The organism is Shewanella sp. MF05960, assembly GCF_050849305.1.
Taxonomy (GTDB): domain Bacteria; phylum Pseudomonadota; class Gammaproteobacteria; order Enterobacterales; family Shewanellaceae; genus Shewanella.
In genome coordinates this window covers 189,329-210,951 of the sequence record NZ_JBOZPS010000006.1, presented here as the reverse complement: position 1 = coordinate 210,951, position 21,623 = coordinate 189,329, and the positions used below count along the sequence as shown (strand labels likewise).

At 42.8% G+C, this 21,623-nt stretch carries 19 protein-coding genes and 1 pseudogene; 10 read left to right on the top strand and 10 right to left on the bottom strand.

Features of this window, described 5'->3' with window-relative positions:
- Positions 1 to 61 precede the first annotated feature (61 nt).
- From ACROAE_RS08365 to ACROAE_RS08340, 6 genes are all read left to right on the top strand, one after another.
- Positions 62 to 2,422, top strand: a complete 2,361-nt coding sequence (locus ACROAE_RS08365; RefSeq protein ID WP_432400670.1) for a Tex family protein — start codon at positions 62 to 64, stop codon at positions 2,420 to 2,422.
- 194 nt (positions 2,423 to 2,616) lie between these two features.
- A complete protein-coding gene (locus tag ACROAE_RS08360; protein ID WP_432400668.1) occupies positions 2,617 to 4,284 on the top strand; it encodes a phosphoethanolamine transferase in 1,668 nt (555 codons plus the stop codon).
- 9 nt (positions 4,285 to 4,293) lie between these two features.
- Positions 4,294 to 4,704 carry a diacylglycerol kinase gene (locus ACROAE_RS08355; protein ID WP_432400666.1) on the top strand — a complete coding sequence of 137 codons (411 nt, stop codon included), beginning with the start codon at positions 4,294 to 4,296 and terminating at the stop codon, positions 4,702 to 4,704.
- An 84-nt stretch (positions 4,705 to 4,788) separates the two neighbouring features.
- Positions 4,789 to 5,466 carry a response regulator transcription factor gene (locus tag ACROAE_RS08350; RefSeq protein ID WP_432400664.1) on the top strand — a complete coding sequence of 226 codons (678 nt, stop codon included), beginning with the start codon at positions 4,789 to 4,791 and terminating at the stop codon, positions 5,464 to 5,466.
- Complete coding sequence (locus tag ACROAE_RS08345) at positions 5,463 to 6,890, top strand: sensor histidine kinase (protein WP_432400662.1); 1,428 nt, start codon at positions 5,463 to 5,465, stop codon at positions 6,888 to 6,890. The genes ACROAE_RS08350 and ACROAE_RS08345 overlap by 4 nt, the downstream gene beginning before the upstream one ends.
- Positions 6,891 to 7,316: 426 nt before the next feature.
- Entirely contained in the window at positions 7,317 to 9,320 is a 2,004-nt protein-coding gene (locus ACROAE_RS08340; RefSeq protein WP_432400761.1) for an LTA synthase family protein, read from the top strand.
- Here the strand turns inward: ACROAE_RS08340 and ACROAE_RS08335 are convergent.
- Positions 9,312 to 9,827, bottom strand: a complete 516-nt coding sequence (locus ACROAE_RS08335) for a hypothetical protein (RefSeq protein ID WP_432400660.1) — start codon at positions 9,825 to 9,827, stop codon at positions 9,312 to 9,314. The two genes, ACROAE_RS08340 and ACROAE_RS08335, sit on opposite strands and share 9 nt — an antisense overlap.
- Positions 9,828 to 9,891: 64 nt before the next feature.
- On the bottom strand, positions 9,892 to 10,683 hold the full coding sequence (gene bioH, locus ACROAE_RS08330) for a pimeloyl-ACP methyl ester esterase BioH (RefSeq protein ID WP_432400658.1): 792 nt from the start codon (positions 10,681 to 10,683) through the stop codon (positions 9,892 to 9,894).
- 42 nt (positions 10,684 to 10,725) lie between these two features.
- Here bioH and ACROAE_RS08325 point away from each other — a divergent pair, with 42 nt between their 5' ends.
- Together ACROAE_RS08325 and nfuA are read left to right on the top strand one after the other, a co-directional pair.
- A complete protein-coding gene (locus ACROAE_RS08325; RefSeq protein ID WP_432400656.1) occupies positions 10,726 to 11,532 on the top strand; it encodes a ComF family protein in 807 nt (268 codons plus the stop codon).
- Positions 11,533 to 11,760: 228 nt separating this feature from the next.
- Positions 11,761 to 12,339 (top strand): Fe-S biogenesis protein NfuA, encoded by a 579-nt coding sequence (nfuA, locus tag ACROAE_RS08320; protein ID WP_432400654.1) that lies wholly within the window; start codon positions 11,761 to 11,763, stop codon positions 12,337 to 12,339.
- A 79-nt stretch (positions 12,340 to 12,418) separates the two neighbouring features.
- On the opposite strand, the pseudogene ACROAE_RS08315 reads toward nfuA, so the two are convergent.
- From ACROAE_RS08315 to ACROAE_RS08305, 3 genes and pseudogenes are all read right to left on the bottom strand, one after another.
- Positions 12,419 to 12,747, bottom strand: a pseudogene (locus tag ACROAE_RS08315) (FKBP-type peptidyl-prolyl cis-trans isomerase).
- A gap of 289 nt (positions 12,748 to 13,036) precedes the next feature.
- Positions 13,037 to 14,971 (bottom strand): alpha/beta hydrolase family protein, encoded by a 1,935-nt coding sequence (locus ACROAE_RS08310; protein ID WP_432400652.1) that lies wholly within the window; start codon positions 14,969 to 14,971, stop codon positions 13,037 to 13,039.
- A gap of 65 nt (positions 14,972 to 15,036) precedes the next feature.
- Entirely contained in the window at positions 15,037 to 16,380 is a 1,344-nt protein-coding gene (locus ACROAE_RS08305; RefSeq protein ID WP_432400650.1) for an MATE family efflux transporter, read from the bottom strand.
- A 14-nt stretch (positions 16,381 to 16,394) separates the two neighbouring features.
- Here ACROAE_RS08305 and ACROAE_RS08300 point away from each other — a divergent pair, with 14 nt between their 5' ends.
- Positions 16,395 to 17,453 carry a polysaccharide deacetylase family protein gene (locus ACROAE_RS08300; protein WP_432400648.1) on the top strand — a complete coding sequence of 353 codons (1,059 nt, stop codon included), beginning with the start codon at positions 16,395 to 16,397 and terminating at the stop codon, positions 17,451 to 17,453.
- Positions 17,454 to 17,482: 29 nt separating this feature from the next.
- Here ACROAE_RS08300 and ACROAE_RS08295 read toward each other — a convergent pair whose 3' ends face one another.
- Genes ACROAE_RS08295 through ACROAE_RS08275 form a run of 5 tightly spaced genes read right to left on the bottom strand, consistent with a single transcriptional unit; the run spans position 17,483 to position 21,456 of the window.
- A complete protein-coding gene (locus ACROAE_RS08295) occupies positions 17,483 to 18,106 on the bottom strand; it encodes an SCO family protein (RefSeq protein WP_432400646.1) in 624 nt (207 codons plus the stop codon).
- 14 nt (positions 18,107 to 18,120) lie between these two features.
- Positions 18,121 to 19,032, bottom strand: a complete 912-nt coding sequence (cyoE, locus tag ACROAE_RS08290; RefSeq protein ID WP_432400643.1) for a heme o synthase — start codon at positions 19,030 to 19,032, stop codon at positions 18,121 to 18,123.
- Between the two features lie 13 nt (positions 19,033 to 19,045).
- Positions 19,046 to 20,026 carry a COX15/CtaA family protein gene (locus ACROAE_RS08285; protein ID WP_432400641.1) on the bottom strand — a complete coding sequence of 327 codons (981 nt, stop codon included), beginning with the start codon at positions 20,024 to 20,026 and terminating at the stop codon, positions 19,046 to 19,048.
- Positions 20,026 to 20,577, bottom strand: coding sequence for a hypothetical protein (locus ACROAE_RS08280; protein WP_432400639.1), 552 nt, complete (start codon positions 20,575 to 20,577; stop codon positions 20,026 to 20,028). The genes ACROAE_RS08285 and ACROAE_RS08280 overlap by 1 nt, the downstream gene beginning before the upstream one ends.
- Before the next feature lie 45 nt (positions 20,578 to 20,622).
- Positions 20,623 to 21,456: an SURF1 family protein gene (locus ACROAE_RS08275; protein WP_432400637.1), complete on the bottom strand. Its 834-nt coding sequence runs from the start codon at positions 21,454 to 21,456 to the stop codon at positions 20,623 to 20,625.
- Here ACROAE_RS08275 and ACROAE_RS08270 point away from each other — a divergent pair.
- Positions 21,404 to 21,622 carry a DUF2909 domain-containing protein gene (locus tag ACROAE_RS08270; protein WP_432400635.1) on the top strand — a complete coding sequence of 73 codons (219 nt, stop codon included), beginning with the start codon at positions 21,404 to 21,406 and terminating at the stop codon, positions 21,620 to 21,622. The genes ACROAE_RS08275 and ACROAE_RS08270 overlap by 53 nt on opposite strands.
- Position 21,623: the final 1 nt, after the last annotated feature.

Here is a 21,623-nt window from a genome sequence, read left to right as displayed (position 1 = left end):
ATCAAAGATTATGGTATCTTTAGCATAATTTCATTTTCAACCATGCCGAATTCGAACAACTATGCATAATATTGCCCAGATTATCGCTCAAGAACTTAACGTTCGTGAGCAACAGGTCACTGCGACCATAGCGCTTTTAGATGATGGTGCAACAGTACCGTTTGTGGCTCGTTACCGTAAAGAAGCCACTGGTGGCTTAGATGACACTCAGTTGCGTAATTTGTTTTCTCGCCTTGGTTACCTGCGTGAATTGCATGATCGCCGCCAGGTAGTGTTGTCGAGCATTGAAGCGCAAGGCAAATTAACCCCAGCATTGTCGCAAGCGATTAATGAAGCCGACAGTAAAACCCGTCTTGAAGATTTATACCTGCCTTACAAACCTAAGCGCCGTACTAAAGGGCAAATAGCTATCGAAGCGGGCATTGAACCGTTGGTGGATGCCGTATTAGCTGACCGCACATTGGACATAGACAGCAAAGCTGAAGCGTTTTTAAATCCTGAAGCCGGTTTTGCTGATGCGAAAGCGGTATTAGACGGTGCACGTTACATATTAATGGAACGCTTTGCTGAAGATGCAGAGCTATTACGTAAAGTTCGCCAACACTTAAGCCAGCAAGCTGTGCTTGAGAGCCGTATGGTGAAAGGCAAAGAAAAAGAAGGCGCTAAGTTCCGCGACTATTTTGAACACAATGAGCTGATGAGTAAAATTCCATCGCACCGCGCTTTAGCTATGCTGCGTGGTCGTAATGAAGGTGTACTCAGCTTATCGATGAATGCCGACCCTGACACAGAAGCAAACCAAGGCAGCTATTGTGAAGTGATTATTGCCAATCATTTTAAGTTAGTGCTATCTGACTCTAGCGTTGATACCTGGCTAAAAACAGTCGTTACTTCAACTTGGCGGATTAAAGTCGCCTTGCAAATGGAAACTGAGTTTATTTCTAAGATGCGCGAAAGTGCTGAAGAAGAAGCCATTAAAGTGTTTGCTCGCAATTTAGGCGACTTATTAATGGCAGCTCCTGCGGGTGCTAAAGCGACCATGGGCCTTGACCCTGGGATCCGCACTGGCGTTAAAGTGGCGATTGTTGATAACACTGGCAAGCTGGTGGCCCACACCACTATTTTCCCGCATGCACCGCAAAACTTATGGGACAAATCAATTCGTACCTTAAGTAACTTAGTGGCGATGCATAAGGTCGAGATCATCGCGATTGGTAATGGTACGGGCTCGCGTGAAACCGATAAATTGACCGGTGAGCTCATTGCCGCAGTAAAAGAGTCACAACCTAACTTAACCAAAGTTATTGTGAGCGAAGCTGGTGCATCGGTCTATTCTGCTTCTGAATTTGCTGCCAATGAATTTCCGGATTTAGATGTGTCTATTCGCGGTGCAGTATCGATTGCACGTCGTTTACAAGACCCATTAGCCGAGCTGGTTAAAATTGAGCCTAAAGCGATTGGTGTTGGCCAATATCAACATGATGTTAGCCAAAGCATGTTGTCACAGTCACTTGAAGCCGTTGTCGAAGATTGTGTAAACGGTGTTGGTGTCGATTTAAACATGGCGTCTGCGCCATTATTGACTCAAGTCGCCGGGTTAAATAAAACCCTCGCAAAAAATATTGTTGATTACCGCGATGCCAATGGTCAGTTTACTAATCGTAAGCAGGTATTGAGTGTGCCGCGCGTTGGGCCAAAAGCCTTTGAGCAAGCCGCCGGTTTCTTGCGTATTCGCAATGGCGATAATCCGCTTGATGCCTCATCGGTTCACCCTGAAGCTTACAGCTTGGTTGAAGCGATTGCTGCGGCTAAGCAACAGCCTGTTGCACAGCTTATTGGCAATAGCGATTTATTGCGCGACATAAACGCGGCTGACTTTGTCACCGCAAGCTTTGGTGTGCCAACCATTAACGATATCTTGGCTGAGCTGGATAAGCCTGGTCGTGATCCTCGTGGTGAGTTTAAAACGGCTAATTTTAAAGACGGCGTAGAGGAGTTAAAAGACCTTAAGCTTGAAATGATTTTAGAAGGTGTGGTCACGAACGTAACTAACTTTGGTGCCTTTGTCGATGTGGGTGTACATCAAGATGGTTTAGTGCATATTTCATCGTTAACCGACAAGTTTGTGAGCGACCCTCATACCGTAGTGAAAGCCGGCGATGTGGTGAAAGTAAAAGTGATGGAAGTGGACGTTGAGCGCCGCCGCATTGCCTTAAGTATGCGCCTGGATGAAAAGCCAGCGCCTGCCAAAATGGGCCAAGCAAAATCGGGTTCACAAAAGACGTCATTTAGTGGCAAGCCTAATAGTGGTAAACCTAAGTCAGCCGCACCGCAAAAGCAGCAAAATATGCCAGCAAAAGCGACTCAGAATGCCGCAATGGGCAATGCCTTTGCTGATGCCTTTGCCAAACTGAAGAAATAATCCATTGTTGCTCATGCAAGGTTAAGTTAACTTAATGCATTGATTAATAAGCCCTTACATTACGATGTAAGGGCTTTTTTATTGCTGTAGAAAACTGAATTTCTACAGTCAGTAATAATTCAGTTTTTATTCAGTAGATCTTAAGTGTTTTGGTTGAATATCAGCGCCAATCGAGTTTAACGCGAGTGGCAATTTTGAAATTATTAACCCAAACACTTTCACGCCTTACCCCCAAAAGCATCAGTTATGAAGCGATGACGCTCATTATTGCGGTGTATTTTGGCCTGGTATTAAACTTCCCTGTTATTCGCAAAATTTACCAATTATCGACAGAGGGCCATGTGCTATTTTCGCTCTCTCCAGCTATTTTGCTCAGTGGCTGTTTTATGGTTATCTTCAGTTTATTTGCTTTTAGATTTGTGTTTAAACCTGTAATGGTTGTGTTATTACTGACCTCATCGGCAGCGATGTACGCAATGCTCAAGTACAACGTGATGTTTGATTACAGCATGATTGAAAACATTTTTGAGACCAATTCGGGCGAAGCGTACTCTTATATTAATGCACACTCTGTGGGTTATGTGTTGGTGTTTGGTGTGCTGCCATCGATTTGGTTGCTGCTCACAAATGTGACCAACCGCGCTTCGGTGGTTAAAACGGTATTTCATCGTATTGGTTTTGTGGTGTTAGGTTTGGCTGTTATTGGTGCAATGATTGTGTTTTTTTATAAGGATTATGCATCAGTAGGTCGTAATAATAAGTACCTCAACAAGATGATTATTCCGGCACATATCTACAATACCGCTAAGTTTGTAAAGCAACGCTATTTCACTGAAAAACTGACCTTTAATCCTATCGGTGAAGATGCGCAATTGGTGCCAACGGCAAATAACAAACCAACCTTAATGGTGTTAGTGGTCGGCGAAACTGCACGAGCCGAAAATATGGCTTATAACGGTTATCAGCGTAATACCAACCCATACACTGAAAACCTAGGCATTATTGCGCTGCAAAATGTGTCGTCGTGTGGCACCGCTACGGCGCACTCACTACCTTGTATGTTCTCAAATTTAACTCGCGACACTTATAAGCGTGAAGCGGCTGATGCGCAAAATAACGTACTTGATGTCATCAAAGCGGCAGGCGTTGAAGTGACCTGGTTTGACAATGATGGTGGCGATAAAGCGGTTGGCGCGCGGATTAACAAAATTGACATTTCACCTAGCGAAAATAACCCATTGTGTGATGGTTTAAGTTGCTACGATGAAATATTAATTGAAAAGCTCACTCAAAAATTACAACAAGATACACAGGCTAGTGCCGCGTCGGGTAAAGGGTTAGCGAACCAATTTATTGCGTTACATACTATTGGTAGCCATGGGCCAACTTACTGGCAACGTTACCCAGCGGATAAAGCATCATTTACACCAGCATGTAGCCGCAGCGATATTGAAAATTGCAGTGACCAAGAGATCATCAACGTATACGACAATACCATCGCCTATACCGATTTTGTGTTGGCTCAAACCATTAAGGTACTCGAGCAATATCAAGATAAATATAACGTGGCATTGGTTTACCTGTCTGATCATGGTGAATCATTAGGTGAAAGCGGCATGTACTTACACGGCACGCCTTACAGTATTGCGCCTAGCCAGCAAACACATGTGCCTTGGTTTATGTGGTTGCCGCAAGATTACACCCAAGCAAAAGGTGTCGACCGTGAATGTATTGCTGAACATGCTCAAACAGCAAGCTACTCACACGACAACTTGTTCCACAGCTTATTAGGCCTTTACGGCGTAAATACCTCGGTGCGTGATGCTAAATTAGATATCACCAGCAACTGTGAATTGAATTAGGAAGGCTCCATGACATCATCAAGCTCGGCAAATAAAGCTCAAACTACAGAATCGCCTAAAATAGTGGTTAAACGTCAAGGGCTAATGCGCTTATTATATACCTGTAAACATACCTTTAACGGCTTAACCTGGATGTGTCGTAACGAGGCGGCATTTCAACAGGAGTTGATGTTGTTTGTGCCATTGACTGTGTTTGCATGTGTGGCAAATATCACCGTGGTGCAAACTGCGATGTTGGTTTTAGCGTTACTGTTTGTATTGTTTGCCGAACTGGTTAACACTGCTATTGAGGTTGTTGTCGATCGTATTGGCCTTGAGTTTCACACGTTATCAGGTTTGGCCAAGGACATCTCATCGGCGTTTGTGTTTGTGAGTATGTTAATGGCCGCGATTGTTTGGTGGGCGGTTTTATGGCCATAAAACATGAGTAACGGTTGCTTACAGGCGTGTCAAAAATAGTGGTTAGTTTCATGGATAAAACATAAAAATGATAAAGGATGCTCAATGAAAGTGTTGTTAATTGAAGACTCTGAAGCACTTCGCCGTGGTATTCGGGTTGGGTTAGACCATTTGGGCTATACCGTTGATGAAACCGGTGACGGTTCTGAAGGCTTGAGCATGGCGCTCACTAATCAATATGACTTTATTATTTTGGATTTAATGTTACCCAATGTCGATGGTATTAGCTTATTGAAAAGTATCCGTAAGCTAGGTAACCAAGCTAAGGTCATTATTTTATCAGCAAAATCTCAGGCGGAAGACCGTGTTAACGGATTGTTGTCTGGCGCGGATGATTATTTAACCAAACCATTTTCGTTTGATGAGCTCCAGGCGCGGTTGATTACCATGGGGCGCCGTGGCGAATTAAACCAACAAGCAAAAACAATTAATATTGCTGATTTTGTCCTTGATACAAGCAATAAGTCTTTGCGGGTCAATGGCCATTTTATCGACCTGACTAAAAACGAATTTAAGATAGTGGAATACCTATTTAATAACCCTAAGCAAGTGTTAAATCCTGAACAAATCAGCGAGGCGGTAGTGGGGTCGTTTAATCACTTATCTAAAAATACCATTGAAGCGCATTTATCGTCAGTACGTAAAAAAGCTAAAGCCGTTGGGGCGATGTTACCGATTAAAAATAAGCGTGGGTTTGGGTATTTTGTGGATGTGCAAGCATGAAGTCATTAACCACTAAACTAATGAACACCATGACCTACGTGGTGACAGCAATTTTAATTATGGTATTTTTGGCGATTGATATCAGTATCGACAATTGGGTTGATGTTGAGTTTGATAATGCACTGACTGATAAATCTAATTATTTAAAAACGTTAGTAAAAGTAACACCAGAAGGTACCGAGTTTGATTTTTCGGGCGAATTTATGCCTGAGTTTGGCACCTCAACTAAAGCCAGCTTTTTCCAGCTATGGCAAGGCGATGCTGTCTTTGAACGTTCGGAGTCATTGAGTCATTTCTCAGGTAGCGATTTACTCAAAAAAGATATGCCAATCAATAGCGCTATTTTTGCTGATGTAGAATTACCCGACGGGCGCTCAGGGCGTGCCATGGTGTCCTATTTTGAGCCACAAGTGCCAAGTACCATGCGCAATGAGGCAGGGTATATCGTTGAGCCAATGTGGTTAACCGTGGCTATTAGCTCTGAAGACTTAACTCAAATTTTGGTCATCATTGATTCCAGTTTAGCCATTGGTTTGTTGTTAGTGATTGTGTTGATCCGCTGGGCTGTAGTGAAAGTTATTTCTCGGGGGTTAGTGCCGTTAAATGAACTGAATAACGCGTTAAAAACGGTTGATGTCACCCAAAAATATATCCCGTTATCAACCGAGTCTGAACGTTATCTTGAGATTGAACCGATACGTAATGAATTGAATAAGTTCGTTAAAATTAGCCAACAATATTTGCAAACTGAAAAGCGGATCACTGCCGATATTGCCCATGAGTTGAAAACCCCCATTAGTGAACTTATTAGTTTAAGTGAGATCTATATTCGCTACCCAGATGATCAGCGTATTGGTGCCACATACAAGCAAGATGTGCTCAATATTAGTCTGCGGATGAAGACCATTGTGAGTAACTTATTACTGTTGCAGCAAGCCTCGTCTGAAAATATGCACCTACATCGACAGCAGCTTGATGTTACCGATTTAGTGGATCGGGTTATTGAAGCCTTAGCGTTTAAGTACAGCAGCATAACTGAGCGTATGCAGGTGGAAAATTATCTGCGTAATAGCAGTATTTTGGTCGATGAGTTTTCATTACATCTTATTCTCACTAATTTATTTGATAACGCGCTGTATTACAGTCCACCAAAGTCCAGAGTAACTGTAAGGTTATCGACTGACGATAACGGCATGACTCTGAGTGTCGAAAATCAACTACTGACCAGTTTAAAAGCCGATGATTTAGAGCGTCTAACTCAACCGTTATTCCAGGCTGAACAGTCGCGCAGTAATACTGAGCGCCATGGGCTAGGCTTGGCGATTGTGGAAAATATCGCCAAGGTTAATGGTTTTATATTTAGCTTTGGATTGATGGCGGAAGACCGGATTAAGTTTACTGTCTACATTCCTAATGTTGATTAAGCAATCACGAGACGCAAACCATGACATTCAACATAAAATAGCACTTAACCTAATTGTAATAAAAATGTTAATATGACTGCCTTTAGAGTGAACTTATTACCTAAACACAGGTCTTAAGGTTAGCTACTTTTGGTACCAATTTTTAATGCGTATTCATTGTAAATAAAGGTCAATATGCTTTTTATAATTTGAAACACATAAAAATATTGAAATTTATCCAATAGACTTTTTAACGATAAAAATGAAATCGTTTTCACGTTAAAAAATAAGTTGTTGGTACTGTTAACGCCTAAGCCTTTTTAATCGCCGCTGATGAGATTATCTAAATAACCGCTGTTATTTAGAGTTAACTTTTGCGCGCAAAATTTGGCTATGAGTATAAAAAATAATAACAATGGAGTCTAAATGACGACTAGCTTCTCTGATATGGCTGATAACAATCATCCACAGAAACAATACTTTTCACCCAGTTTATTTAAAGCCATTTTTGCTTTTAGCATGATTTCGCTTATCGTGATGAGCTTAAGCCGTATAGGGTTGTCGATATGGCAAGCTGAACGTGTCACTGATGCGCAAGGATGGGGCTATATTTTAAGCCAGGGTTTACGGGTTGATATTGCTTCTATCTGTTGGGTTTTTGGCATTGCAGCACTCGGTACCGTGGTGTTTTCTGGTGAGCATATTGTTGGCCGCGTCTGGTTAGTCATTTTACGTGTGTGGCTTACGTTAGGTTTATGGATACTGGTATTTTTAGAAGTGTCTACGCCGTCTTTTATTGCCGAATATGGTTTTAGGCCAAACCGTTTATATGTTGAATACCTCATCTATCCAAAAGAAGTCTTGTCGATGTTATGGGCAGGGCGTAAAGCCGAGCTTATTTTGTCTTCACTTATCACAATCGGTACGTTATCAGGTGGTTGGTGGTTAAGTGGTCGTTTAACGCAACAAATTAAATACCCAAAATGGTATTGGCGCCCAGTGTTAGCCATTTTAGTCATAGTTGTGACTTTATTAGGCGCGCGTTCATCTTTAGGGCATCGCCCGTTAAACCCTTCGTTAGTGGCGTTTTCCAATGACCCGTTAGTCAATTCATTAGTGCTTAATTCATCGTTTTCATTAATGTTTGCGATTTCGCAAATGAACAACGAAGAAGATGCTTCAAAAGTGTACGGCAAGTTATCTGCCGATAAAGTGATTGATATTGTGCGCCGAGAAAGTGGCCGGCCAATGAGTGCATTTACCTCAACAGACATTCCGACTCTGTCGTTTAATCAAGCCAGTTATAGCGGCAAACCTAAAAACTTAGTGATTATTTTACAAGAAAGTTTAGGGGCACGTTTTGTGGGCAGTTTAGGTGGATTACCGTTAACACCAAATATCGATGAGTTGTCGCAAGAAGGTTGGTTTTTTGAAAATCTTTACGCCACAGGTACGCGCTCGGTGCGAGGCATTGAAGCGATTACTACCGGTTTTACGCCAACACCTGCACGTGCAGTTGTTAAGCTAGGTAAGAGTCAAACAGGCTTTTTTACCATTGCCGATTTATTAAAGCAGCATGGTTATGAAACTCAATTTATTTATGGCGGTGAAAGTCATTTTGATAATATGCGCAGTTTCTTTTTAGGCAACGGTTTTGCCAATATTGTTGACCAGGGTGATTATAAAAATCCTGCATTTATCGCGTCCTGGGGAGTGTCAGACGAGGACTTATTGTTTCGAGCTGATGAAGAGTTCACTCGAATGCATAAACAAGGTAAACCTTTCTTTAGTTTAGTGTTTAGCTCAAGTAATCATGATCCATTTGAGTTTCCTGACAATCGGATTGAGCTTTATGAGCAACCACAATACACCATGCATAACGCTGTAAAATATGCCGATTATGCAGTGGGCGAGTTTTTCAAAAAAGCGAAACAGTCTGAATATTGGAAAGACACGGTATTTTTAGTTGTGGCAGATCATGATAGCCGTGTTAGCGGTTCAGATTTGGTGCCGGTGTCTCGCTTTAGGATCCCTGGGCTGATTTTAGGCGAAGGTATTGACGCTAAACGTGACTCACGGGTAACGAGCCAAATCGATATGGCGCCAACCTTGCTATCACTGATGGGCGTGTCTGATAGCTATCCAATGTTAGGCCGAGATTTAACTCAGGTTCCAAGCGATTGGAAGGGCCGTGCAATGATGCAATATGACAAAAACTTTGGTTTATTAGAAGGTAATGAGGTGACTATTTTACAGCCGGAATTACCAGCAGAAAGCTTTACCTATGACTTTGCGAGTGAGCATTTAATCCCTAAAGAACTCGATAGTAAACAAGCTGAAACCGCATTGGGTTGGGCGTTGTGGGGAAGTTTGGCGTACAACAAAATGCTATTTAAACCAGAAAGAAGCTCTGCCGAAACAGACAAAAATATCAAGGAAGTGTCACGCTAATATTTGTAATTGCGATTCGAGATTGGGCGCGGATTGTTGCTGATAAAATTGGCCAATCCGCATACCAAATTGCTGAGAGTTGGCGCTGGTCATGTTGTCAGTTTGGCGTGGCTTAGGTTCGACTTGAGTTTTTACGGGTGTCGACTGCGATTTTACTTGAATGTCTTTGCGTTGCAGCGCGGGTGTGTTGCTCGCAATCACGCGTAACGTTTGCTTTTGTTGTGCCTGTTGGCGTGTGGGTTGTTGCAATAACGCTTTAGGGTCGACAGATTGTTGGGTTAAGCTTTGTTGTTGACGTTGTGATTGGTCTTGCTGTTGTTTTTTCTCTGCCACAACGTAAGTTGGTGCACGTTCATTTTGTGAATTAAATGCACGTTCTTCATGGCCTTTACTGGGTTCTTGCGGTGGAATAATCGGCGGTTTTTGTTGATTGTCCACTCGTGCAAGGTCCGTCGCAACATTCGATGTTGCTAGCGGGACTTGCGGATAATGAGTGTTAATAATCATTACAGGTCGCTACGCGATTAAACCGTGGCTAAATTATAGCCAAAAAATGAACGTTGCTAAAGTGCTATTGCTGATATTTTATGATCCAAGGCAATAAGTTGTGCAAAAAATCGTCTTGATGTGAAATAAATGGTGCATGCGAGGCCTTGTTTAGCAGTATGTCGCTGATGTTTTCTGCTTGTGGCATTTGCTGAATAACCCGCCGAGGCACTAAGCCATCGAGTTTACCCCACATCCGCAACCAGGGCTGTTGTATCTGTCTAAGCTGCTTTCGTATATCCACGCCCTCCAACATAGTTAACCCCTGTGAAAGAGCCTGACGACTGGGTAACGGTTTGCTTAGTACCAATTGTTTTATTTGGTGTATGTCGGCTTTAGCATTATCGCTTCCCATGGCTTGAATCGCTAAAAAACGTTCAACGGTGCGCGGTAAATCACGATTCAGTTGTGTTGAAAATTGCGCTAATACCTCGGGTGAAATCCCTGGCCACGCAGGTGTGTTAGGCAATTCGTCTCTGGCCATGAAGCACGGCGATGATGCAATAGTCACCAGTGCCGCGACCGAATCAGGGAAATCAATTGCGACTTTGCTAGCGACCAGCCCTCCTAAAGACCAGCCAATCCAAATAGCGTGCTTAGGCAGTTGCTGCGCGAGTGCTTGTGCCCATTGATTAATATCACCATCAATATTGGGGCTTAACCCGAATCCCGGCAAATCAACATAATGCACTCTATACTGGTGTAATGCGTTTTTTAGTGGACTGAATACGGCGTTATTGACCCCCCAACCATGCAGTAGGATTAAATCTGGGCCATGGGTGCCAACAGTATCGATATGCAGTGCAGGAAAGCTCACGTTAATCCCTCTTATTTGACTATTTAATGGAATGAATAGCCTATGTCTGTGACTGTTTTTAAACGAAATATAACGGATTTACTAAAACACAGTAAATCGTTCTATCAACACGTTAATGTGGCATTGCTTGGCAGTTTACCCAACCGTTGCCAGCTGTGCCAGCACCGAATTGAACAGCTCGATTATCAGCAGTTATTTCCTAACCAGGTGCTGACAGGCATTTGCCAGGTGTGTTTAGCCGCAAGTTTATACCAGCATGAAGTGTGTTTAGGCTGCGGGCGTGAAATACCACTGTTACAAGCTTATTGTGGCAAATGCTTAAAGCATACTCCTATGCTGGTTATTGCGCCGTGCAGTTATCATCAAGGGTTAGGGCCGTTGATTGCGGCAATAAAATACCAACAACAATGTGCACCCATGAACGCTATTGCCCAGCAGCTTGCGATCCGCGTTAACCAATTAATTGCGCATAAACTTATTCGTGCTCCGCAAGTATTAATCCCGGTACCTTTACATCCCAATCGCTTACGTCAGCGTGGTTTTAATCAAGCTTGGTTGATTGCGGCGCGCCTAAGCAAGATACTCAATATCCCATTAGATGACACCAGTTTAACCAGAGTGGTTGATACTGTACCTCAAGCCGATTTGTCGGGTAAGCAGCGCCGTGAAAACTGCCATCATGCATTTAAACTGAGCGACAATGTGTCGTATCAACGAGTCGCCCTAATCGATGATGTTGTCACAACGGGTACCACCGTCGATGAAATTGCGAGGTTATTTAGCCAACAATTTATTTATGTGCAAACTTGGTGTTTAGCGCGCGCGGAAGCACCAGGATTATTAGATTAAATCGATTTGAGTAATAACAATATTATTCTCTAACAAAAACAATCAACTAATTTATGCTTTATGAGTAAATATGTTTGGTTATGCGCAACTTTGAATGTAAAAAACCTTGAACTTGATCATTTTTTTAAGATCAAAGCGTGTCGAGACTACAAAGAAAATCCAACACAGAGTATCATGTGCCTAATTCTTACTAAATTACTCGGGTATACCCTGAGGGAGCAGGTTTTCATGATCACCATTTCCGATACAGCTCAGGCCCATTTCGTTAAATTATTGGCCGATCAGCCAGAAGGCACTCACATTCGTGTTTTCGTTATAAGCCCAGGCACAGCGCAAGCAGAGTGTGGCGTGTCTTACTGCCCACCAGATGCGGTAGAAGCTGACGATACTGAATTACCATTTAATGGTTTCAGTGCCATGGTTGACGAAAAAAGCGTGCCTTTTTTAGACGACGCAAGCATTGATTTTGTGACGGATCAACTTGGTTCGCAGCTCACCTTAAAAGCACCTAACGCCAAAATGCGCAAAGTGTCTGGTGATGCGCCATTAGTTGAACGTATTGAATATGTTATTCAGTCAGAAATTAACCCACAACTTGCCAGCCACGGCGGTAACATTATGTTGGTAGAAATTACCGACGCGGGTGTTGCAGTATTACAGTTTGGCGGTGGATGTAACGGTTGTTCGCAGGTCGATATCACCTTAAAGGATGGTATTGAAAAACAGTTATTAGATATGTTCCCTGGCGAATTAAACGGTGTGCGTGATGTAACAGATCACCAGCATGGCGAGCATTCTTACGCTTAATAGCATTAAGTGTGAGCTTAAGTGTGAGCCAATAAAAAACGCGACCTTTTGAGTCGCGTTTTTTTTATATAGAGATGGGTTAATCGTCTCGGGTTAATACTTCAAGTAATTCGATTTCAAAAAACAAATCCGAGTGAGCCGGAATACGATCGCCAATTTGTCGTTCGCCATAGGCGAGGTGAGCTGGTACTGATAACTGTCTTTTGCCACCCACATTCATACCTACAATACCCTGATCCCAGCCTTTAATGACTCGGCCAGTGCCGATGACACATTGAAACGCATCAGATGCATCAAACTGAGTTCCATCAGCTAAACGCCCATGTAGCGGGTCGTTATTAGCGCGCCTTTTACAGCGGTTTTGCCACTGCCTATTTCGACATCGGTTATTATCAATTCTTGAGTCATTCTATTTTCTCATGTAATACCATTTCCATTAATTATGTGACCAATCAGAGTCACTCAGACTGTTCAGTTTGAGGCGCATTGTTGTAATAATGGTTATTCCCTTCTAAGACGATGCAACAAAGAAATGAACGGTCTGAGTGCCTCCTGCAAGGCGGGTTTCTGTGCCTTCTATGCTGCTTAATAGCATTTTGACGTAGAGCAACTATGCCTTCAATTCTATTACTTGCCTAGAAGACACAGAATTCCCGCTGAATGACCAGATAATTAGTGGAATTGGTATAACTTGAAATTATTTTACCCCAAGATTGGCAGCTAAGAAGCGCTCTATTTCAATAAATGTGGTTAAGCGGTGTTCATTACTGCTCAGGTAATGGTCGCCATTTTCAAGCGCAACGTATTTAACTGGTTTATTTAACTCGTTAAGTTCATCGTACATTGCTTCGCTATGTTCTGCTTTTACCACTCGATCTTTAGTGCCGTGAATTAACAATACGGGCACCTTGATACTGGCAGCCTTACTGATAGGTGATCGTTGGTATAAATCATCATAATCATCACCAATTTGTTTTTTAACGATTTTACTGTTGTCGTAGTTACGTGATGATTTTACTAAGCTTTCAAGATCTGTCACACCTGCAATACTGATAGCACATTTGTACAAGTCGGGTGTTTTTGCCACGCCCATTAATGCGGCATAACCACCGTAGCTTGCGCCGACAATACACATGCGTTTAGGGTCGGTAATGCCTTGTTGCACTAGCCAATGAGCGCCATCTTCGATGTCATTTTGCATCTCAAGCCCCCAGTTTTTTAGCCCTGAATTCATAAACTGAAAGCCATATCCAGCAGACCCTCGAAAATTCATCTGTAAGACGGCATAACCTCGGTTAGCGAAAAATTGTGACCAGTAATCAAATGCAGTTGAGTCGTAACTAATCGGCCCACCATGCGGAAAAATAATGGTGGGTAAGTTTTTGGCTTCAGTGTCTTTTGGTGTGGTTAAAAAGGCTTCAATAGCTAAACCGTCACGGGCATTGTAATTAACCTTTTTAGGTTTAGCCAAGACCTCAGGCGGCAATTGGCTATAACGATAAGCGATTGGATAAAGTTCTCCTTTGTCCCGGTCGCCATAAAAGTAAGTACCCGATTCAATGGGACCAGTGCTGTAAACCAAATAGCGTCGTTCATTGTCGCTTAATTGATTAATGACATTATGAGATTCTGGTAATACATCGTTTAAACCGTTATTGAGCTTGATGTAGTCGTTATCCCAAAATAAGAATTCCCCTTCAATATTGGTATCAATACCGATGACTTTTTGTTTTAAATTGGAATAAATGAGCTGGCCTTCGACATCATAATTCTCGTTTTGATAAACCAGTTCTTTAGTCAGATTAGGGTCGGTTAAATTCACTTTAAAGATAGCTTTTAAACCTTGATGGTAAGCACTGACATAAAGGATGTTCGGGTCATGGTCAAAGCCGATAGGCCATATGGCATCTTCATCTAAGGCTTCAAACTCCCATAATAAGCGCAGGTCGCCATCGGCTTCTTGTTGCTCATAAATACGGTAGCTTGTATCGTCGCGATAAATGCCAATGCGTACCTGGTTTTGCCTGTCTGTTAACCAATTTTCAATGTACTTCTGTGCGTGTTGCTTTATTTTTATTCCACCGCTTTTTAAGCTGACTTTAATCACGCTTTCATATTGCATCTTAGAGCCTAAGCCACTTATTTGCATAAGAATATGGTCAGGGTCGTTATCAAGATAATCGACGATAGAAGATTGTATTTGTGGCACGTCTACAAATCGTGAAAAAGTGCGTTTAGAAAACACACTGGAGGTTTTATTGTCGCTAAGTGAATACTTCATTAAGCGCGTTTCTGTTGTAGGAATACCGCGACGGGTGGCAGGGTACTTAGCGGTGATTAAGATAATGTCATCACTTGCCCAGCTGAGTGACAAAATCACAAATTTTTGATTGTCAGTTTGAACTGGGAAAATATCTTTATTGGTTTTAATGTCGCGAATGCTCAACATTTGCCCGTCGAGAGTCTTATTGTTAACCCTAATTAGCGAAGCGACTTTTGTACCATCAGGCGATAAGGTGACAAAGCGCACATCTGGGAGATTGGCAAACGCTTCAACAGGAAGGGAAGTTGCTAGGGCAATATTTGAGAGTTGAATATATGTGATGGCTAAAAGCCATAAAATCCTTTTCATTAAAAATCCGTTTAAAAAAATGTTGTCAGCATGTTACATTTTCGCATTGTGGCGTTCAATGATTATTATGCGGTAGCCAGTCTATATCTCAGCTTATAATAATAGTGCCAACCTAAGGTTATGCTTCTGCATAGCATAAATATCGACATAGCCGCCCACAGGCTGTTATTACCCCATGGTTGCAATAAATACCAACATGGGAAATACACTGCAAAGGTTGATATAATCATACTGTTACGCATAATTTGCCCCTGGGCTGCACCAATGTAAACGCCGTCAAATAGGTAACAGCCGAAGGCTAGAATGGGCATGAATATCAGCCAAATAAGGTATTGATTAGCACTATTTTGTACGGCCTCAACATTGGTTAAGAGTTGAATTATCCATGCTCCAGCCCCCCAGAATAACAAGCTAAATAGTACTGCTGTTGCGGCTGACCAACAAAAAGCCAGCACCACACTTTCGTGCAGTAGTTTGGGATTTTTTTGTCCAAATGCGCGGCCGACTTCGGCTTCAGCATAATAGGCTATGCCATCAAGTGCGTAAGAGATCAGCATTAACAGGTTAAGCAACACCGCATTAGCCGCTATGATGTTATCGCCTAATCCTGCCCCGTAGAATGTCATAAAACTAAACGCGGCTTGCAGGCACAAACTGCGGATAAAAATGTCGCGATTTAGCGACAATAAACGCCCATAACCGCGTAGTGTGAGTTGGCTTAAGCTGCGTTTTAAATCAAAGTCACCCATATTAACGAGCTGGCGTTTAACCATAATAAGTGCCACTGAGAATGCACAAATATCGGCAATCACAGAGGCTAACGCAGCACCTCTTACGTCCCATTTAAAGACCATAACAAAGACAATATCGAGGATGATATTGATACAATTAGCTATAATGAGCTGCCACATGGCAGCTTTAGGGGCTTGGCGTCCGAGTAGCCAACCTAATAACACCAAATTGACTAACGCGAACGGCAGTGACCAGATCCGGATATCGACATATTGACGACAGTACAGCATGACCTGTTCGCTGGCATCACTGAGACTTAGCGCAAAGTTTACGAGGGGAGACTGCAACATAACGCAGGCAAACCCTAAGGTTAATGCTAAGATACAACCTTGTAACAATAATTGTTGTTGCGTTATTTTATCGTCTGCACCATAAGCTTGTGCGACGAGTCCGGTTGTCGACATGCGTAAAAAGCCGAGCAACCAAATCATCAAGGTGATAATGGTACTGCCAAGTGCAACCCCACCAAGATAGTAAGCTTGACCTAAATGGCCAATCACTGCGGTATCGACTAACCCTAGAAGTGGGATAGTGATATTTGACAGTATCATCGGTGTTGCTAATGCCAATAATTGACGATGTTTATGGCGATTTAATAGTAATGCGCTAACTGACATAGGTATGAGTAATCATGGTTAAAAAAATAGTGTTAGGCTTGATGGTTATCTGTTTTAGTTTGTTTCACCTTAACGCACAAGCGGTGGTAATTTTACAATATCATCATGTTTCAGAGAGCACGCCAAAAAGCACGAGTGTCACTCCCGCACAATTTGCAGAGCAGATGCAGTACTTAGCAGACAATCATTTTACAGTAATGCCATTAAGTGATGCCGTCGATGCGCTAAAGAATAACACGGCAATTGCCAATAATAGTATTGTGATTACCTTTGATGACGGCTATGAAAGCATCATCAAAAATGCTGCGCCTATTCTTGCATCTCATCAATTCCCATTTACGGTGTTTATATCGCCAGCACCTATTATTGCTGGCTATGACGGAATGATGAGCTGGCAAGACATCAATACCTTAGCAGAACAAGGCGCGACCATTGCAAACCATAGCTGGGGACATGAACATCTTATTCGTCGTTTACCCAAAGAAACTGCAGAGCAATGGCATGACCGAGTAGAAAGCAATATTTTAGCTACAGAGGCTGAGCTGCTTAAACAAACAGGCCAAAGTGCAAAAATGTTTGCTTATCCTTATGGTGAATACACTGCGAAATTAGAAGCCATATTGGAAAAACACGGTTTTGTTGGTTTTGGCCAGCAATCTGGTGCGGCGGGCGAGTACTCTTCTATTACTGCATTACCACGATTTCCGGTGGCGAATGCTTATGCCGATTTATCAAGCCTTACAGTGAAGTTTTCAAGCTTGCCGATGCCAGTGTTGAAGCAGAATATCAGTGAACCAGTGTTAGCTTCTGGCAAGTTTAGGCCTAAGCTGGTTATTACTCTCGACACCACGGATTTATACCCACATCAATTGATGTGTTTTATCCAAGGGCAAGGTGCTAAAAAGCCGATATGGATAGAGGAAGATACCTTTAGCATTCAGGCTCCTGCTGATATGGCGCCAGGTCGTTCACGTTATAATTGCACCGTGCCGAGTAAAACCCGTACGGGTTATTATTGGTTTTCGCAAATGTGGATCAGGCCAAAAGATGACGGTAAATGGCTGCAAGAATAACGCCATTACAGCCAGTTTAATTTCCTATGCTAACGCCAGGTGCTAACAATCTGGTCAACGTCGCTAATCAGTTCGCTATTGAGAATTTGTGGTAGTTGGCCGGGTGCCGGCTTGGTTTTAAATACTGCTGTTTTCTCTCCGCGAGGTGATACCAACACGTAAGATGCACTGTGATCCACTTGATAGTCACTGTCTTCACCTACCATGGCGTAGACAAAACCCAGGTCGCGACTAAATGGAAACAACGCAGTGTGTTCTGCACTGACGGCTTTAAACTCTTTATTAAAAAAATTAATGTAATCGAGACGCTTAATTTGGGTATCTCGCTCAGGATCGGCTGAGACAAACACCACTTGAAACGAATCGGATATTTTTTGTAATTTAGGGTATGCCGCCGCTAACTTATTTAAGGTAGTAGGACATACGTCAGGGCAGGCGGTATAACCAATAAAAAATAAGCTCCATTTACCTTGCAAGGATTGATTGGTAAATGGATTGCCGTATTGGTCAGCAAGCGTAAAAGGCGCTAATGCTCTAGGCTGATCAAACACATAGCTAGTTGACAAATCGAGCGGCTTATCTTGAGTGGCTTTAAACGCAAACACCCCGACAATGGTGAGCAATATGAAACCTGCCGCAATGAGTATTTTCAATACAGATATCCTTTCTATGGGTTAACCCAAAAGTAATGGTCAACCAACAGTACAATAAATAACACCATTAAATGATAGATTGAGAAGGTAAATACCTTCATGGCTAAGCCTGGGTAGTCATGGTATTTAAGCTGCCACGCCTTGTAAATAAACCCACAACTCAAGAGGGTTGAACCCACCAAATAAATGGGTCCACACATGCCAACTAATACCGGTAATAAGCACGCAATTGCCAACAAAATGGTATACAGCAAAATGCAGGTCTTGGTAAATTCTACCCCATGGGTTACGGGTAGCATAGGGATGTCGACTTTAGCGTATTCTTTACGGCGATGGATCGCTAACGCCCAAAAGTGTGGCGGTGTCCAGGTGAAGATGATAATCACTAAAAGTAATGCATAACCATGAAGTTCGTTGGTGACCGCTGTCCAGCCGAGCAATGGAGGCATTGCCCCTGCTAATCCTCCAATAACAATATTTTGCGAAGTGGCTCGCTTAAGGTAGGCGGTATACACCAGCGCATAGCCAATAAGGCTGGCAAACGTTAACCAAGCGGTAAGCTGATTGACTAATGTATACAGAACGATAAAACCAATGACTCCCAGTGATATCGCAAATACAGCTGCTTTAGTTGTCGATATTTTGCCTTTAGGCAATGGCCTGTTGTAAGTACGCGCCATTAAACCATCAATTTTACGATCGATTAAATGATTAAATGCTGCTGCCGCGCCCGCCATCATCGCAATGCCAGCCATTCCGGCGACTAATGGCTGTAAAGGCACAACTCCAGGTAGGGCTAAACACATGCCCACTAATACGGTCAGCAGCATTAATGCCACGACTTTCGGTTTAGTCATTTCAAAATAGGCACGCCAAGAGAGCGTTATTTTTTGTTGTGGTTGGCTTAGAGTAAGAGGTTTTGTCATGGTCAATCCTCGTTTATGCTTTACGCCACAGAGCGTAATTAATAAAGACTAAAGTGAGCAGCAATAATGCCGCCCCCGCGTTATGGGACACGGCAATGCCCAGTGGTAAATTCATTACCACATTACTTATCCCAAGGCCGACTTGAACAACGACGAGCAATAGCAACATAAAGGCACTATTGCGCATAATGTGTGAGTGTGAATAACGTAGTTTTATTGCGAGCCAAATAAGCATAACTGCAGTGACTACCGCCCAAATACGGTGGCTAATATGAATAGTCATCCGTGTCGGATAGTCTAAAACACCAAATTCAAAACTGGGGTGTTCGCCTTGAAACGGCGAAAATGCATCGGCGAAGCGCAAGTTATCAACCCAGTTGCCTTCGCAAATCGGTAATGTCGTGCAAGCGAGTGCCGCATAATTTGATGATGTCCAACCGCCTAGTACAATTTGAATAATCAGTACCCCTAAACACACTAGCGCTAATGGCATTAGTTTACGTGCATGGCTATCTCCGCCGGGGATCCGCAGCGGTTTAAGGCGCAAATACAGCAATAACAGTAAGGCAAATAAACTAAAGCCGCCAATAAGGTGCGCCATGACTACGATTGGCATGAGTTTCATGGTGACGGTCCACATGCCAAGTGCGGCCTGGAATATAATCAATATGGCTATAAAGCTGGGGAGTTTTTTCGGCGCATTGGCTTGCTTAAAACACATAATGAGAATGGCTAACACCATTAAGCCGAGTGTGCCGGCAATGTAACGATGGATCATTTCAAGCCAGGCTTTTTCTGGCTCTATGGTCATATCGGGAAAACGTTGTTCAATGCTAGCAAGATCATGGCTTGCGCTCGGTACCGATAAATGGCCGTAACATCCTGGCCAATCTGGACAACCTAAGCCCGCATCCGACAAGCGAGTGTAGGCACCCATTAAAATGACCGCGAGGGTAAAGACTAAAGTGAATTTAATGAGTCTTTGAATTGCCATTAGCCAACCCTCGATAACTTAAGCATTTTGCGTAAATCAGCAATCATGGCTTTGCCCTGAGCGATATTGGCATCGCGGCCTGTCACTTTATTGTATTGCATAATTAAGCTGCCGAGCGGATCAACAATCACCAGTTGTTGTTGGGTCAATAATGCCGCTAAGGCTTGGTTCACGGGGACTTGTTGGAAAGTAACTCCTAGCTTTTTAAGCGTATTAATATCGCTATTTCTGTCGATTAAAATTATCGGGATGACTCTGTCGCGGTCTTTGCCTAAGGCGATATAGCCCTGATGCAGCACGTATAACCGGTCTTGGCACGATTGCTCGCAGATTTCTGGTAATAGATACAACATTTGCCACGAGTGTGGCTTTGGGTTGGGCATAGCAAGGGTTGAATAATTAATGTCAGGTGACATTAATGCGCCTTTGTTGGTGGCCCCACCTTGATACAAATCAAAGCTTAATACTAGTTTTGCCACCGCGACGGGTAACACGAAAACGACCAGTAATAAGATTAATGTTTTATTACTTTTTTTAGGTTGGGAGTTCATTCTATCTCCTCGCATCGTTATGATATTATTGTTATTTATGTGATGTTAATGTCTTTTTTGTTGGCGTCGATATTGTTTATACATAATCCAACCCATTAACCCTAAAAACACCGCAGCCATAGTGAACCACTGCAAGGAATAGCCTTGATGTTTTTGGGCCGATAACGGGATAGGCACCCATGGCTGAGGCAATGAGTGCTGTGGAACGTTATCCGGTTGCAATACCGCAGTGGCAATATCGTGTTTCAATAACAACGTTAATGCCGGTATGTTGATATTTTGAAAGCGTATTGGTTTACCTGTGTGTATTTCAGGGTGGAGCTCATCACTCAATGGGTTGGCCTGTTTCTGATAAATCCGACCTGTTAATTGATATTGCCCTGCCAAAATAGGTGTTAAAGCAGGTAGCTCTCGACGATCATTACCTGCGGGGACAAATCCTAACTCCACTAGAATCCAGGGAGTGTCGACCGTCACTTCAAATAGTTGATAAGCTAAATATCCCACCTTGCCTTGGTACACTTGATTGTCTAACAGTAACAAGGGTTGCTTGAGTGGTGTTGCCTGTATCGATAAACGATAACCTGTCAGTAAGGCTGTTTCAGGAGCTGCATCTGTCGGTGCATTAGGGTTCATTAATGTTAGCAGTTGCTGATAATCTAGCGGTGCTTGTTGCTGACGCATGGCCAATGTCGCTTGCCATTGCTCTTTATACTCAGCTCGCGCTAACTGCCAAAACCCGAGCTTGACCAAAATCCAAAACACGCTCACTGTAATTAAAACCAATAACACTCGAGACACACCCACACTACTAAAAGGATTGCCTGTGACAGCCCCATTACTTGTTAAGTTAGTTTTAGTCTCGTTGCTTATATTCATAATTTTTAATTTGGGTAGAGCATTGTTTATTATGGTTAAAGGTCAGCATGAACAACCCATGAGTCAATATTTAGGCCGACGCGTTTTATTCTCAGTGGCCGTTATATTGGTCCTGCTGGTGGCTTTAGGGTTGGGTTATATTCAACCCAACACCCGGCCTTATTAAT

Coding starts and splice junctions, on each gene's coding strand:
- ACROAE_RS08355 (WP_432400666.1), top strand. CDS start 4,294: ATGACATCATCAAGCTCGGCAAATAAAGCTCAAACTACAGAATCGCCT.
- ACROAE_RS08285 (WP_432400641.1), bottom strand. CDS start 20,026: ATGGCAATTCAAAGACTCATTAAATTCACTTTAGTCTTTACCCTCGCG.
- nfuA (WP_432400654.1), top strand. CDS start 11,761: ATGATCACCATTTCCGATACAGCTCAGGCCCATTTCGTTAAATTATTG.
- ACROAE_RS08300 (WP_432400648.1), top strand. CDS start 16,395: ATGGTTAAAAAAATAGTGTTAGGCTTGATGGTTATCTGTTTTAGTTTG.
- ACROAE_RS08350 (WP_432400664.1), top strand. CDS start 4,789: ATGAAAGTGTTGTTAATTGAAGACTCTGAAGCACTTCGCCGTGGTATT.
- ACROAE_RS08310 (WP_432400652.1), bottom strand. CDS start 14,971: ATGAAAAGGATTTTATGGCTTTTAGCCATCACATATATTCAACTCTCA.
- ACROAE_RS08335 (WP_432400660.1), bottom strand. CDS start 9,827: ATGATTATTAACACTCATTATCCGCAAGTCCCGCTAGCAACATCGAAT.
- ACROAE_RS08275 (WP_432400637.1), bottom strand. CDS start 21,456: ATGAATATAAGCAACGAGACTAAAACTAACTTAACAAGTAATGGGGCT.
- ACROAE_RS08340 (WP_432400761.1), top strand. CDS start 7,317: ATGGCTGATAACAATCATCCACAGAAACAATACTTTTCACCCAGTTTA.
- ACROAE_RS08305 (WP_432400650.1), bottom strand. CDS start 16,380: ATGTCAGTTAGCGCATTACTATTAAATCGCCATAAACATCGTCAATTA.
- ACROAE_RS08345 (WP_432400662.1), top strand. CDS start 5,463: ATGAAGTCATTAACCACTAAACTAATGAACACCATGACCTACGTGGTG.
- cyoE (WP_432400643.1), bottom strand. CDS start 19,032: ATGACAAAACCTCTTACTCTAAGCCAACCACAACAAAAAATAACGCTC.
- ACROAE_RS08280 (WP_432400639.1), bottom strand. CDS start 20,577: ATGAACTCCCAACCTAAAAAAAGTAATAAAACATTAATCTTATTACTG.
- ACROAE_RS08325 (WP_432400656.1), top strand. CDS start 10,726: ATGTCTGTGACTGTTTTTAAACGAAATATAACGGATTTACTAAAACAC.
- ACROAE_RS08365 (WP_432400670.1), top strand. CDS start 62: ATGCATAATATTGCCCAGATTATCGCTCAAGAACTTAACGTTCGTGAG.